General features: G+C 65.8%; 15 protein-coding genes and 1 tRNA gene. 8 read left to right on the forward strand and 8 right to left on the reverse strand.

Annotated features, from left to right (window positions below; translation table 11 throughout):
- Nucleotides 1-18: 18 nt before the first annotated feature.
- From BLU29_RS09775 to BLU29_RS09800, 6 genes are all read right to left on the reverse strand, one after another.
- On the reverse strand, nucleotides 19-759 hold the full coding sequence (locus BLU29_RS09775; protein WP_091057244.1) for a sigma-70 family RNA polymerase sigma factor: 741 nt from the start codon (nucleotides 757-759) through the stop codon (nucleotides 19-21).
- A gap of 72 nt (nucleotides 760-831) precedes the next feature.
- Complete coding sequence (gene cls / locus BLU29_RS09780; RefSeq protein WP_091057246.1) at nucleotides 832-2,259, reverse strand: cardiolipin synthase; 1,428 nt, start codon at nucleotides 2,257-2,259, stop codon at nucleotides 832-834.
- A 30-nt stretch (nucleotides 2,260-2,289) separates the two neighbouring features.
- Nucleotides 2,290-2,601, reverse strand: a complete 312-nt coding sequence (locus BLU29_RS09785; RefSeq protein ID WP_091057248.1) for a hypothetical protein — start codon at nucleotides 2,599-2,601, stop codon at nucleotides 2,290-2,292.
- Entirely contained in the window at nucleotides 2,580-2,969 is a 390-nt protein-coding gene (locus BLU29_RS09790; RefSeq protein ID WP_091057251.1) for a phage holin family protein, read from the reverse strand. Before BLU29_RS09790 ends, BLU29_RS09785 begins: the two co-directional genes overlap by 22 nt.
- A gap of 14 nt (nucleotides 2,970-2,983) precedes the next feature.
- Nucleotides 2,984-3,301, reverse strand: a complete 318-nt coding sequence (locus tag BLU29_RS09795; protein WP_091057253.1) for a DUF883 family protein — start codon at nucleotides 3,299-3,301, stop codon at nucleotides 2,984-2,986.
- Nucleotides 3,302-3,490: 189 nt separating this feature from the next.
- Nucleotides 3,491-4,345, reverse strand: a complete 855-nt coding sequence (locus BLU29_RS09800) for a DUF3667 domain-containing protein (RefSeq protein ID WP_172830245.1) — start codon at nucleotides 4,343-4,345, stop codon at nucleotides 3,491-3,493.
- Between the two features lie 358 nt (nucleotides 4,346-4,703).
- Here BLU29_RS09800 and BLU29_RS09805 point away from each other — a divergent pair, with 358 nt between their 5' ends.
- Nucleotides 4,704-5,630, forward strand: coding sequence for a lytic transglycosylase domain-containing protein (locus BLU29_RS09805; protein ID WP_091057259.1), 927 nt, complete (start codon nucleotides 4,704-4,706; stop codon nucleotides 5,628-5,630).
- 33 nt (nucleotides 5,631-5,663) lie between these two features.
- On the opposite strand, the gene BLU29_RS09810 is transcribed toward BLU29_RS09805, so the two are convergent.
- Both BLU29_RS09810 and BLU29_RS09815 read right to left on the reverse strand, forming a co-directional pair.
- Complete coding sequence (locus BLU29_RS09810) at nucleotides 5,664-6,425, reverse strand: hypothetical protein (protein ID WP_157693762.1); 762 nt, start codon at nucleotides 6,423-6,425, stop codon at nucleotides 5,664-5,666.
- A gap of 352 nt (nucleotides 6,426-6,777) precedes the next feature.
- A tRNA-Ser gene (locus BLU29_RS09815) sits at nucleotides 6,778-6,867 on the reverse strand.
- Nucleotides 6,868-7,011: 144 nt separating this feature from the next.
- Here BLU29_RS09815 and nuoB point away from each other — a divergent pair.
- The 7 genes from nuoB (at nucleotide 7,012) to BLU29_RS09850 (ending at nucleotide 13,599) form a co-directional block, all read left to right on the forward strand.
- Nucleotides 7,012-7,521, forward strand: a complete 510-nt coding sequence (gene nuoB, locus BLU29_RS09820) for an NADH-quinone oxidoreductase subunit NuoB (protein WP_091057263.1) — start codon at nucleotides 7,012-7,014, stop codon at nucleotides 7,519-7,521.
- A gap of 16 nt (nucleotides 7,522-7,537) precedes the next feature.
- Complete coding sequence (locus tag BLU29_RS09825; RefSeq protein WP_091057265.1) at nucleotides 7,538-8,158, forward strand: NADH-quinone oxidoreductase subunit C; 621 nt, start codon at nucleotides 7,538-7,540, stop codon at nucleotides 8,156-8,158.
- A gap of 104 nt (nucleotides 8,159-8,262) precedes the next feature.
- On the forward strand, nucleotides 8,263-9,495 hold the full coding sequence (nuoD, locus tag BLU29_RS09830; RefSeq protein WP_091057267.1) for an NADH dehydrogenase (quinone) subunit D: 1,233 nt from the start codon (nucleotides 8,263-8,265) through the stop codon (nucleotides 9,493-9,495).
- Nucleotides 9,496-9,611: 116 nt separating this feature from the next.
- Entirely contained in the window at nucleotides 9,612-10,106 is a 495-nt protein-coding gene (locus tag BLU29_RS09835) for an NAD(P)H-dependent oxidoreductase subunit E (protein WP_091057270.1), read from the forward strand.
- A complete protein-coding gene (locus BLU29_RS09840) occupies nucleotides 10,103-10,411 on the forward strand; it encodes a hypothetical protein (RefSeq protein ID WP_091057273.1) in 309 nt (102 codons plus the stop codon). Before BLU29_RS09835 ends, BLU29_RS09840 begins: the two co-directional genes overlap by 4 nt.
- Nucleotides 10,412-10,420: 9 nt before the next feature.
- The gene (gene nuoF / locus BLU29_RS09845; protein ID WP_091057275.1) at nucleotides 10,421-11,779 is read left to right on the forward strand and encodes an NADH-quinone oxidoreductase subunit NuoF; all 1,359 of its coding nucleotides are present in this window, start codon (nucleotides 10,421-10,423) and stop codon (nucleotides 11,777-11,779) included.
- A gap of 116 nt (nucleotides 11,780-11,895) precedes the next feature.
- Entirely contained in the window at nucleotides 11,896-13,599 is a 1,704-nt protein-coding gene (locus tag BLU29_RS09850; protein ID WP_091057278.1) for a 2Fe-2S iron-sulfur cluster-binding protein, read from the forward strand.
- Nucleotides 13,600-13,726: the final 127 nt, after the last annotated feature.

Raw genomic sequence — 13,726 nt, forward strand, 5'->3', positions numbered from 1 at the left:
GCCGGGGCGCCAAGAGGCTCACGCGCAGGAGACCTGCAGAAGTCCGGCGGACCGGACGGGCTCGAAGCAGGTGAACGGCGTGTCGGTGGGGAAGGAGTCCGGGTAGGATTTGCCCACCAGCAGGCGCAGGCTGGTGCGCGCCCGGGCGATGCGGCTCTTGGCGGTGCCGACGCGGATGCCGAGGGTCCGGCTGATGTGGCCGTAGGTATGCTGCTGCACATTGCGCAGGGTGAGGATCTCGCGTTGGCCGGCGGGCAGCTGGTCCATGCAGCCGGTGACGATCGCGGCAAACTCGCTCGTCGCGGCCGCGTGCACCGGGCTGGGCGCGTCGCTGGCGACGAGGTCGGCAAAGCTGGCGTCGTTGCCCTCGCTGAAGGCCGCATCGAGCGGCAGGGTCGCATGGCGGCGGCGGCGGAAGTAATACCAGTAGCGGTTGCGGGAGAGATTGAGGGCGATGCGGTAGAGCCAGGCGGCGAGGGAGGAATCGCCGCGGAACTTCGCGAGGCCGCGATGCGCGCGGATGAAGGTGTCCTGCGCGATTTCCTCGGCGTCGGCGCGGTTCCGCAAAAGCCCCAGCGCCGCCTGCAGCATCCGGGCGCGGTAGCGGGTGACGATCTCCACGAAGGCGGCCTCGTCGCCGGCGTTGAACCGCTGCACCAGGGTGGCGTCATGCTGCGCCTCCTGGCGGGACAGCGCCGAGCGGGCGGCCCGATCGGTGGACGAAGGGACGAAGGCGGGGGAGTGATTCTGTGCAACCATGCCGCCCAGACTACCGGCTAAGAGGCGCGGACGTAATGGGGTGTTATGCTGACGGGCCCCGCCGGGGCGGGTTCACAGCATGGGCGACAGGGGCCGGAGCGCGGCTTCGACAAGTTTCCGCCGGAACGGCCGGCGGGAAAATGCCGCCGGATCGATCTCGTGGCTGAGCGCGAAGTCCTGTTCGAACAAACGGGTGAGCCCGGCATTGTGCTCGGGCGAATGCAGCAGGAGGTTGAGCTCGAAGTTCAGCCGCATCGAGCGGTAGTCGAGGTTGGCCGAGCCGATCATCGTCCATTGGGCGTCGGCCAGCGCGAGCTTCGCATGATGGATGCCGGCGCTGTATTCGAAGATGTGCACGCCGGCGGCGAGCAGCTCATCATAATAGGCGTGGGCGACCGGCCCGAGCCAGGGATGGTCGCTCTTCGCCGAGACCAGCAGCCGCACATCAACCCCGCGGCTGGCGGCCAGCTCCAGGGCGGTGAGCACGGTGTCATCGGGCACGAAGTAGCCGGTGGCGATCCAGACGCGGTCGCTGGCCTCGTTCAGGAGACTGACGATGGACTTGCCGATGGGTTCGTTCCGTCGGTCGGGGCCGCCTAGGACGATGTGCACGAGGTGCCGGGGCGGCGGTTCAGGCTGGACCGGAAAGAAAACCGCCTCGGAGATTTTCTCGCCCGTGGCAAAAAACCAGTCATCGGCGAACACCTCCTGCAATTCCGCCGCGACCGAGCCGGTGGTCTCCACCTGCACGTCGCGCCAGTGCTCGGGCGATTCCGCTCCCGCCTCCTGTTCGCGCCCGATGTTCATGCCGCCGACGAAGGCCACGCGGCCGTCGATGATCTGCAGCTTGCGGTGGTTGCGCAGGTTCATGAAGAAACGCAACCGGCGGGGATCCAGGCTCTGGAACCAGGAGAAATGGCCGCCGGCTTCCCGGTAGCCGGCCAGCTGCGCCGCGGTCAGGCCATGCGAGCCCACGCCGTCGAGGAGCAGGCGCACGATGACGCCGCGCCGGGCGGCCGCGGTCAGCAGGCCAAGGAACCGCGCGCCGGTTTCATCATCCTGCCAGATATAAAACTCCAGGTGAATGTGATGGACCGCCTCCCGGATCCGCTGCTCCAGCGCCGGATAGAATTCCTCCGCGTTGCGCAGGAGCCGGAGCCGGTTCGTGGAGCTGACGGGCAGCTGGTTGATGCGGGACAGCAATTGCAGGAACTGGCGGTCACGGCGCGGCAGGACCTGCAGGAGCCGCCGGGTGGCCTCGTCCGTGGTGCCGGCGGGCGGCGGCTGGCGCGAGGTTCGCGCCGAGAAAAGATTCCGCCGCTTGAGCCGGAGCCGCTTGAGGCGGTCGGTGCCGATGAGAAAATAGGCGGCCGCACCCAGCAGCGGAATAAACAGGATGGCCCACAGCCAGGCTAGCGTCGCCGCCGGCCGCTTCTTGAGCAAAAGGAGGTGGGGGATGAAGGCCCAGCTCGCGAGGTAACAAAGCAGCAGGATTTTCATGCCAGACGTGCCGGCCGCAGGCCGGCCGGCTCAATCACGCGGCGGACGCGCGCCGGCGAGCCCCCGCACGGCGCCGAACAAAACCGGGCCCCAGCGCAGCAGTGTGCCGAGCAGGCGGGGTTTGGCGGCGGGGGAGCGTTTCAACAGGAAGCCCAGCGGGACGGCGGCGAGCGGGGCGAAGGGCGCGAGCTTCCGCCCGAGGGCCAGCATCCGCTCCAGCCAGGCCACGGGCGCCAGCACCCGGGCGGCCGCCGCGGCGCACGTGGCGCGCCGGCTGGCGATGCGCCGCCGGAGCGCGGTCTTGTGGACGGCGAGCCGGATCAGCTCCCGGTGCGAATACACGAGCGGTCCTCCCCGATTTCCTGCAGCGTCGCCGCGAACGGCTTGGGCTGGCGGGCGAGGAAGCGGCGGAGCGAGACCACGATGGCCACCAGCGCGCCGGCGTAGAGCAACGCCAGCCCGCCGAGCACGGCGAGGCGGGCGCTTTCCCAGCAGTAATAAACCAGGGTCAGGCTGGCGAACGTGATCGCCATCATGCCCGAGAAAACGGCCGCGCTGATCCAGACGAAGATCTGGATCAGGCGGAATTTTTCCTCCTGCAGTTCGACCGAGACCAGCTCAAGGCGGTCCTGCAGCGTGGCGACGAGGGCGTCGCCCAGCGTGCGGAACGAACCGAGCAGGCCCGGTGAAGCCGGGGATTCTTGTTCCATGGCGACGCGGCTTCTTACTGGCTGCGACGGCCGACGAGGACGCCGACCAGCAGGCCGACGCCCGCCGCGATGGCGATCGACTGGTAGGGATTGGCGCGGATGGTCTCGTCGGTGTATTTCGCGCCGGCGGTGACATTCTTCTTGGCGCTGGCATAGAGGTCGCCGAAGCGTTCCTGCGCGGCGGCGTAGCGCGTGCGGAGCGCGTTCATGGCGTCGCCGGTGTGCTCGGACACGGCGGACTCCATCATCTTTTCGGCCTCGAGGACGAGCGTGCGGAGATCGTTGAGCAGGTCGGCGGGGGTCTGGGCATCGGAAGCGTTGCGATTTTTCATAAGGACGTTGGTTTGGATGGGGCCGGCAAGGAGTCTCGGCTGGCGGATTTGCCGCCGGACATTGCTGCCACCGGCCCGAGCATACCGGCCGGACCGGCTGACCGCTATGGGGTCTTCAAGGCACAGACCGCGCGGCAGGCGTTTGGTGCCGCGGAAAAACACGGCAAAGCCGCCGCGGCAATGCGGTGTTCAGGTCGACCAGAAGGTGATGAAAAAAAGGACGGCGCGGTAAACCTGGAGCGAAAGATCGAACGCCAGGCCGAGCGCCAGCGCCTTGGCGAACGTGATCCAGCCGGTCTCCCGGTCGAACACCACGCGCCCGGCGCGGAAGAGATAGGCGGCCATGAGACCGAGCGTGAAGAGGATGATGCTTCCGCCCACGGCCTCGGCCGAGGGAAACACATTGATGGAGCGCAGCAGGCGCACCACCAGATTGGTGAGGGCCAGCGTCGCGCAGATCAGCAGCATCCAGAAAGCGCCGAAGTGGAGTGAAAAGACCAGGTGCGCGGCGAAAGGCCGCCGGTGCCGCCGGTAAACGGCCAGCACCGCGAGCGAGAACACCGGCACCACGAGGATGACGAGCGACTTGGCCAGGGTGATGGCCGCCGGGTCGAAGGTGGTGGCGTAGACCTCGGCCGTGACGGCGCGGGCGGCGAGGCGCGGTGCGACCAGGGCCTCGGCCCAGCCGTGATGCCAGGTGTAGTGCAGCTGCGTGTTGAGGTCCGTCGTCAGCGTGTTCGAGCCGACCAGCGGGTGGAGCAGAAAGAAAATCAGGTTCGCGATCAGGAAAAGCTGCAGCGGCGCAATATAGGGCTGGCGCCGGCCCCGCAGGTAGTCGGCGGTGAGCCGGCCCGGATGGGTGAGGAGGGAGCGCAGGGTCAGGAAGACTTTCCCGTCCGCGTTGGTGAAGGCCTCGAACAGGTGCTCGATGTAGCGGCGCAGGGTGTGATCCGCGGGTCCCATGCGCTTCTCGCCGCAGCGGGAGCAGTATTTGCCGGCCAGCGGTTCCGAGCAGTTCGCGCAGCGGACGGTGGATTCAGTCATGGGTATAAAAAAGGCCGCCACGGCGGACGGCCTCTGCAATGGGACCGGCATGGACCGGATCAGGTCTTCATGATGTTCCGGCCGGCGGGGCGGTTCTTGACGAGGCCCTTGCCGCCCTTGGATTTGGCGGCGCGATTCTTGGCGGCGGTCATGCGGCCGCCTCTGGTTTTCTTGGACATGGTATTTTCTCTCTGTGGTTGGATTGAGGATATTGCGTTTCGGTGCGCATGATGCCCGATCCTGCAGCCCTATTCTATTAGGTCTAACCCTACTGCGCTCAGGCCCAATCGGGAATTTCAGCAAACAGGGTTGGGAGAGAGACCGCAACCGGGCGGACCCGCCGTGGTCATCATAGGACATGAAACGATACCGTCTCTGCAGCCTGGGTCTGTGCGTGCTGGCTTCGGCTGGTGCAGCGGAGCCGGCGCCGAAGGAGCCGCCGGCGCCCGCTGCAAGTCCGGCCGATTCGCTTTACGAGACCGGCAAGGATCTTTTTGACGCACTGGCGCCGGCGGAAGTGAAGGCGCAGTTCGAGTTTCCGGACCGGGCGCAATGGGATGCGGTCGTGGGCCGCTTGCAAGCCGCGCTCGCTGGCGACGACCCGGCCGCGCTGGTGCAGCTTGAGCCGGATGTCCGGGCGGCGCTCGCCACCCTTCGCGCCATTCCGGGCAGCGAGGAATACCAAGGCTGGCTGGAGGAACGTCTGGACTACATCGAAATGGCCAAGGAGATGGGCCGGACTCCCTCGCCTGAGCCGCCGGCCGGTCAGATTGTCCCCGGTTACAACCTTTGGTTGCGGCGCACGCAGGCCCGGGCGAGTCCGGCGTCCGCCCTGAAATATGTCCCGCTGCTGCAGCCGGTGTTTGTCGCCGGCGGTATACCCGGCGGGCTGGTCTGGCTGGCCGAGGTCGAATCGGGTTTCAACCCGGCCGCCCGCAGTCCCTCGGGCGCCCGCGGCCTGTTTCAACTGATGCCGGCCACCGCCCGGGAACTCGGCTTGCGGACATCTCTCCCCGACGAGCGCACGGATCCGCAGAAATCCGCGCAAGCGGCCGCGCATATGTTGCGCGCGCTCCAAGCCAGGTTTGGCGACTGGCCCCTGGCTCTCGCGGCCTACAATGCCGGGCCCGGGCGCGTGCAACGCGCACTGGACAAACAGCGGGCCAGCACTTTCGCCCAGATTGCGCCCGCTCTGCCGGTCGAAACCCGGATGTATGTGCCGAAAGTGCTGGCGGTGCTGCAAGTCAGGGCGGGGATCATGCTGGCCGGCCCGGCCGGACGCTGATCCCCGAGGAGTCGCCCGTTGGCGAGCCCGCGGCTACTTCTTAGCGGTAGGCTTTTTCAACTGCGCGATTTCAAGCTCCGCCTTGGTCAGCTTGGCCTGCAAGTCGGTCCCTTTGGTCTGGCTCTCGGCCAGGTCCGTCCGGGTCTGGGCCAGGTCCCCCTTGGCCTTGTCCGCCTGGGTCTGCGCGACGGCGGTCTGGGCTTGGGCGACTTCGACTTCGCCCTGCCGCTTGAGCGAAGCCACCTTCGCTTCCTCCATCTGCGTCTGGAAACCGCTGGATCCCGCCCGGGCCTTGTCCAACTGGGCCTGCAACACATCGGCCCCGGCCTTGGCCTTGTCCTGCGCGTCCTTGAGCTGGAAAATTTCCGCCTTGTTCTCGTCCAGCTGCTTTTGCAGCCGGACCGACACGGCCTTGGCTTCATCGAGCTGAGCCTGCATCACCACGGCGCCTGATTCCACCTGCTCCACCCGGTTTTTGCCACTCTGGATGGTGTTGTCCCGGTCGGCAATCTTGCTCCAGAACAAACCGAGGAGAATCAGGAGCGCCAGCGAGGTCACCGCATAGGCGATGGTCCACGGGGATGCGTCCTTCCGTCGCGTGGCGCCTTCTTCGTCGGAATTGGAGGTTTCGGTATCCGGCGCAGGGCCCTTCGGACGGGCGGGGGCTGAAGCCGTGGTCGGCGCAACGGCGGGGACCGTGGCGGGGGTGGTTGCCGAGGCGACTGCCGGAGCCCGGTTGGCGACCGGTGCGGGGACCTTTGTGGCGTCGGGAACGGGAACATCAGTTGTCGGCATGGTGATATATACTAATTCGCACTGGAAATGGCGGCTATGGGGTTTAACCCGCTTCGTTGGTGCAGGACCTTCCTGCAGACTTACCGGCGCCCGTCCTTTTTGTTGCCATCCTTCTGGTCGCTCCTGTCCTGCTTCAGCTCACTCTTGCTCTCCGGGCGCTTCCAGTTCTTGGGGTAACCGACGGCTTGTAGGCAGGCAGATACCAACCGACAGCATCGTTTAGCTTCACGCTTCCGAGGCGGCGGATAGCAATCTTGGCGTCTATCACCTGTTCCTTACTCAACCGGGTGTTGACGGCCTGATCCGGTGATTTCTCAAACCCCGCTGCAGTCCTTACCTCACGGGAGTAAACTGGCGGAGAGGGGGGGATTCGAACCCCCGATAGGCTTGCGCCTATACGTGCTTTCCAAGCACGCGCATTCGACCACTCTGCCACCTCTCCGTGACTGCGAAAGGGGTCGAGTTAAGGGAAAACCGGCGCCCCCGGTCAACGGAAATTCCCGTCCTGAAAATTTCTCCTGAAATCGGCCGAAAGCGCCTTGCGTGAGGGGGGTGGGGTGGTAGCTTGGATCGATTTTTTACACACATGGTCACCGCCAGCCCGGAACTCGCCTATAACAGCAAAATCGAGGGGGACATCACTGTCACCCGGGCGGATGCCGCAATCAACTGGCTCCGGACAAACTCCATGTGGCCGATGCCCATGGGTCTGGCCTGCTGCGCCATCGAGCTCATGGCGACGGCCTCCAGCCGGTTCGACATCGCCCGCTTCGGCGCCGAGGTCATGCGCTTCTCCCCCCGCCAGTCCGACTGCATGATCGTGGCCGGCACCGTCACCTACAAGATGGCCCCAGTGGTCCGCCGCATCTACGACCAGATGGCCGCCCCGAAATGGGTCATCGCCATGGGCGCCTGCGCCAGCTCGGGCGGCATGTATCGCAGCTACGCCACCCTGCAGGGCGTCGACCGCATCATTCCGGTGGACGTCTATGTCAGCGGCTGCCCGCCGCGCCCCGAGGCTTTGCTCGACGCCCTCATGAAGCTCCAGGCCAAGGTCCGCGGCGAGCGCTCGGTATCGAAACTGCTCAGCGCCTGACGCCCCGCCGCCACGCATGACCACCGACGTCGACCTTCCGACCGCCGTTAGCCAGCAATTTCCCTCGGCCGCGCCGCGCCCGAGCCTCGACTGCCCGGCCTTCAACGTCCCCGCCGGCGACGTCCTCGCGGTGCTGCAATACCTCCGCGACACCCAGGGCTACGATTTCCTGATGGATGTGACCGCGATCGACTGGAGCGCCGAGGCCGCCTCGCGCTTTACCGTCGTCTGGCACGTCTACTCGAGCACGAAACACGCTTACGTCCGCGTCGCCGCTTCCTGCGAGTCCAACATCGAGCCGGCCATGCCGACCGCCACGGGCCTCTGGGCCGGCGCCGACTGGCACGAGCGCGAGACCTACGACATGTTCGGCATCAAGTTCACCGGCCACCCCGACCTGCGCCGCATCCTGATGTGGCCGGCCTACCCGTATTTCCCGCTCCGCAAGGAATTCCCGCTCGCCGGCCTGCCGACCGAGATGTCCGACGCCGACATCAACGCCGAGATCGGCGTCGGCGTGATCTCCGCCCCGATGGCCGGCGGCCCGTTCGTGGCCACCCCGGGCGAGCCGATGAGCGACGCCGAGCCACGCGCCAAGGACGAGGCCTGGAACGAAAAACGCGAGAAACCCGAATGAATTTCACAGGAGCAAACAGAGAGAACAGAGAACATGAATAACAACCATACTGACCGGGCTCTCCGCGGTTGCCTCCGTTCCCTCCTGTAAAAACTGTCTGCCTAATGGCCACCGATTTTTCCTATCCCGACGCTGCTGCGAAGACGGCGAACCTGCCCAAGGAGTTCGACCCGGAGAAGATGTCGCTCTCGATGGGCCCGTCGCACCCGTCCACCCACGGCGTGCTGCGCATCCAGTTCGAGCTCGATGGCGAGATCGTGACGAAGGCCGATCCGGTCGTCGGCTACCTGCACCGCGGCGACGAGAAGATCGCGGAGAACATGACCTACAACCAGTTCGTGCCCTACACGGACCGGCTGGACTACCTCGCCCCGCTCGCGAACAACATGGCCTACGCCATCGCCGTCGAGCGCCTCGCCGGCCTCGAGGTGCCGGCCCGCTGCCAGGCGATCCGCGTGCTCACCGCGGAGATGGCCCGCGTCTCGGCGCACCTGATGGGCCTCGGCGCCTACGGCATCGATGTCGGCGCGTGGACGGTGTTCATGTATTGCTTCGAGGAGCGCGAGAAACTCTACAAGCTCTTCGAGGAGCTGACCGGCGCCCGCTTCACCACCAGCTACACCCGCATCGGCGGCCTGCAGCGCGACGTGCCCGAGGGCTGGACGCAGAAGGTGGACGCGTTCTGCGACCAGTTCCTGCCGATCCTCGAGGAGATCCTCGGCCTGCTCTCGCGCAACAAGATCTTCCTCGACCGCACCGTCGATGTCGGCGTCATCTCGAAGGCCGACGCCATCGCCTACGGCCTCACCGGCCCGAACCTCCGCGGCTCCGGCGTGCCGAACGACCTGCGCAAGGACAAGCCCTACTCCGGCTACGAGAAATACGAATTCGACGTGCCCGTCGGCTCGAAGGGCGACTGCTACGACCGCTACCTCTGCCGCGGCGAGGAGATGAAGCAGTCCGTCCGCATCATCAGGCAGGTCGTGAAGAATTTTCCCGGCGGCGACTGGTATGCGAAGGACGCGCGCAAGATCTTCGCCCCGCCGAAGGACAAGGTGCTCACCTCGATGGAGGAACTCATCAACAACTTCATGATCGTGACCGAGGGTCCGCAGATGCCGGCCGGCGAGGTCTACTTCGAGGCCGAGAACCCGAAGGGCGTGCTCGGCTTCTACATCGTGAGCAAGGGCGGCGGCGTGCCCTACCGCATGAAGATCCGCAGCCCCTCGTTCTGCAACCTGTCCATCCTTCAGAAACTCTGCGTCGGCAACATGGTGTCCGACGTCGTCTCCATCCTCGGCTCGCTCGACTTCGTCATGGGCGAGTGCGACCGCTGACCCGGATTTTTTAACCACTAAACACACGAAATACACCAAATGAAGAACCAACCCGGAACACCGGATTCCTTTCGTGGGTTTGGTGTATTTCGTGGTGACCGGTCTTTTCTGAGTTAATGAATCTCAAACCCGCCACACTCTCGCAAATCGACGAGGTCATCACCCATTACCCGGTGAAGCGCAGCGCCACGCTGCCGCTGCTGCACCTGGTGCAGGAGGATGTGGGCTGGATCTCCACCGAGGCCATCGAATGGATCGCCGCCAAGCTCGAGCTGCAGCCGATCAACGTCTACGAGGTGGTCACGTTCTACCCGATGTTCCGGCAGAAGCCGATCGGCCGCCGCCACATCAAGGTCTGCCGCACGCTTTCCTGCGCCCTCACCGGCGGCTACAAGACCTGCGAGGCCTTCCAGAAGGAGTTCGGCTGCCACCCGGGCGAGATCTCCGCCGACGGCGAGGTGACCATTGATTTTGTCGAGTGCCTCGCCAGCTGCGGCACCGGCCCGGTCGTCATGATTGACGACGACCTCCACGAGAAAGTCGACGCCGCCAGGGTGAAGGCCTTGAGCGACCAAATCCGCAACGCGGCAAAAGGCCGTCCGGCCACATGAAAAAATATCGCATCCTCCAAATCCCGCCGGTGCGCTTCGGCATAGTGCTGGGGCTGATCAATGGCTTCATCGGCATGCTCGTGACCCCGGTGCTATTGGCCACCCTGGGCCTGGCGGCGACCTCGGCCGACCTGAACAATGCGATGCGCCTGCTGGGCATTCCGTGGCTTTTCGCCGGAGCCACGGCGCTCTTCATGCCGATCATCCACGCGGTCGGCGGCTTCGTCGTCGGCGTCCTCCTCGCCATGGTCTACAATTTCGCCTCCCGCTGGACCGGCGGCATCGAGATCGTCCTCAGCGAGTAATCATTTCCCATGCCCGCTCCCGCCCAACGCCGCCTGATCTTCGCTCACATCGACGAGCCCGGCTACACCAATGACCTCGCCTGCTACCTCAGGCACGGCGGCTACGAGGTCATGAAGAAGGCGTTCACGCGCCCGCCGGCGGAGCTGATTGACGAGGTGAAGAAGTCCGGTCTGCGCGGCCGCGGCGGCGCCGGTTTCCCCTGCGGCGTCAAGTGGTCGCTGGTCGACCGCAAGAGCGGCAAGCCCATCTATCTCATCGTCAACGCCGACGAGTCCGAGCCGGGCACCTTCAAGGACCGCTACATCATGCACCAGGATCCGCACCAGCTGATCGAGGGCACGATGATCTCCTGTTTCGCGAACAACGTGAAGCAGGCCTACATCTACATCCGCGGCGAGATGCCGCACGGCGCCCGCATCCTGGAGAAGGCCATCGCCGAGGCCCGCGCGGCGAATTTCGTCGGCCCGAACATCCTCGGCTCGGGCTACAGCTGCGAGATCTACGTCCACCGCGGCGCCGGCGCCTACATCTGCGGCGAGGAGACCGGCCTGATCGAGTCGCTCGAGGGCAAGCGCGCCAACCCGCGCATCAAGCCGCCGTATTTCCCCGCGGTCCTCGGCCTCTACCAGTGCCCGACGATCGTCAACAATGTCGAGACGCTCTGCCACGTGAAGCACATCGCCGACTTCGGCGGCGAGGCCTACACGAAGATCGGCACGCCGAACAACACCGGCACGCGCATCTTCTGCGTCTCGGGCCATGTGCAGAAGCCGGGTTATTACGAGTTCGAGGCCGGCAAGATCACGCTGGGCCAGCTGCTCAACGAGGTCTGCGGCGGCCCGCTGCCGGGCCGCACGTTCAAGGCCGTCATCCCCGGCGGCTCGTCCGCCAAGATCATGCGCTTCGGCGAACGCTACAAGGGCAAGCGCAAGGTCGGCGCGGACCTGGTCGACTACGACTGGGGCGTCGAGGACGTCCCGATGGATTTCGATTCGCTCGCCATGATCGGCACGATGGGCGGCTCGGGCGGCGTCATCGTGATGGACGACTCCGTCAACATGGTGGAGGCGCTGGCCAACATCAACGCGTTCTACTCGCACGAGAGCTGCGGCCAGTGCACGCCCTGCCGCGAGGGTTCGCTGTGGATGAAGAAGATCACCACCCGCATGGTGCACGGCACCGCGCGCCCCGAGGACGCCGCCCTGCTCAAGGGCGTGGCCGACCAGATCCCCGGCCGCACGATCTGCGCGTTCGGCGAAGCCTGCTCATGGCCGACCCAGAGCTTCATCGCGAAGTTCGGCGACGAGTTCAAAAACTACCACGAGACGAAGAAGACCGCGTCGCCCGCGGCCGCCCCCTTGATCTGATTTTTTAACCACGAATGGACACAAATGCACACGAATCAAGTGAGACTAGGAAGGCGCCCATGGCCCATTCGTGTCTCTTCGTGTCCATTCGTGGTTTCTAATCCTCCTTTCCAGAGATGATCGCTCCGCCCAAACCCGACCTCGTGACCGTCAACATCGACGGCAAGGACATCGCCGTGCCGAAGGGCACGAACGTGATCGAGGCCGCCCGGCAGCTCGGGATCGAGATCCCGCATTACTGCTACCACCCGAAGCTGACCGTCGCCGGCAACTGCCGCATGTGTCTCATCGAAATGGGCATGCCGGCCGTCGATCCCGCCACCAAGGCGCCGATCATGGACCCGGCCACGGGCAAGCCGAAGATCAACTGGATCCCGCGCCCGCAGATCGGCTGCGCCACCAACGCCTCGCCCGGCCTGCACGTGAAGACCAACTCGCCGATGGCGCGCGAGAGCCGCGAGGGCGTCACCGAGTTCCTCCTCATCAACCACCCGCTCGACTGCCCGATCTGCGACCAGGCCGGCGAGTGCAAGCTGCAGGAGCATTCCACCGCCTACGGCCGCGGCTATTCGCGCTTCGTCGAGCAGAAGAACGTGAAGCCCAAGCGCACGCAGCTCGGGCCGCGGGTCACCCTCGACGACGAGCGCTGCATCCTCTGCTCGCGCTGCGTCCGCTTCAGCAAGGAGGTCGCGAAGGACGACGTGCTCGGCTTTGTGGACCGCGGCAGCTACAGCACGCTGACCTGCTACCCGGGCAAGCAGCTCGCGAACAACTACTCGCTCAATACCGTCGACATCTGCCCGGTCGGCGCGCTCACCAGCACCGATTTCCGCTTCAAGATGCGCGTCTGGTTCCTCAAGCAGACGCCGAGCATCGACCCCGAGTCGTCCGTCGGCGCCAACACCGAGGTGTGGAGCCGCGAGGGCGTCATCTACCGCATCACGCCGCGCCAGAACGACGCCGTGAACGACACCTGGATGGCCGATTCCGGCCGCGTGCTCTACAAGCAGGTGAAGGCGGACAACCGCCTGCTCGCCCCGACGATCAACGGCGCCGCCACCGCGGCCCAGATGGCGATCAAGGCCGCCGCCGACCTGTTGCACGCCGGTTCGGTTGCCATCGTCGGTTCCGGCCGCAGCTCGGTCGAGGAGCAGTTTCTCACGAAGAAGCTCGCCGATGCGCTGAAAGTTTCCGCCTCGCTGGTCAGCCGGGTGGGGGCGGGGGACAAGATCCTCGTCTCCGCCGACCGCAACCCGAACGTCCGCGGTGCGCTCGTCACCGGCCTCATCGCCGCGCTGCCAACGGCGCAGCTCACGTTGCTCGCAGCTGGCATCGACGCCGGCCAGGTGAAGACCGTGCTCTCGCTCGGCGAGGATCTGACCGGCGCCGGCCTCAATGCCGCGCAGCTGGCGAAGGTCTCGGTCATCTATCTCGGCACGCATAAGAACGCCACGAGCGATGCCGCGAAAGTCGTCATCCCGACCCTCACCATCTTCGAGAAGTCCGGCACGTTCGTGAACCAGCAGTTCCGCCTGCAGAAGTTCGCCCAGGCCGTCCCCGGCCCGGCGGGCGTGGCCGACGATCTCGTGACCCTCGCCGCCCTCGTCGGGGCCAGCAACCGGACCACCGTGGCCTCCGACCTCGGTTCGCTGTGGACCACGATCGCCGCGGAGGTGAAGCCGCTCGCCGCCGTCACCTACGCCAGTCTGTCCGCCACCGGCCTCCTGCTCGACGCCACGCCGTGGGCCGCGTTGCCCTTCGTCGAGGGTGAGACGCTCCACTTCAAACCGGCCGCCGTGCCGGCCGCCGTCAACGCCTGATATGCTGACCGACTTTCAATCCCAACAGGTAGGGGCCGTTGCCCCCAACGGCCCAAAGGCGCTTGAGGGCAAGCGCCCCTACCGTAGTGCCGGCGCCACGGGCGCGGCGAGCTGTAGGGTCGCCGCT

The sequence above is a fragment of the Opitutus sp. GAS368 genome, from assembly GCF_900104925.1.
GTDB lineage: Bacteria > Verrucomicrobiota > Verrucomicrobiia > Opitutales > Opitutaceae > Lacunisphaera.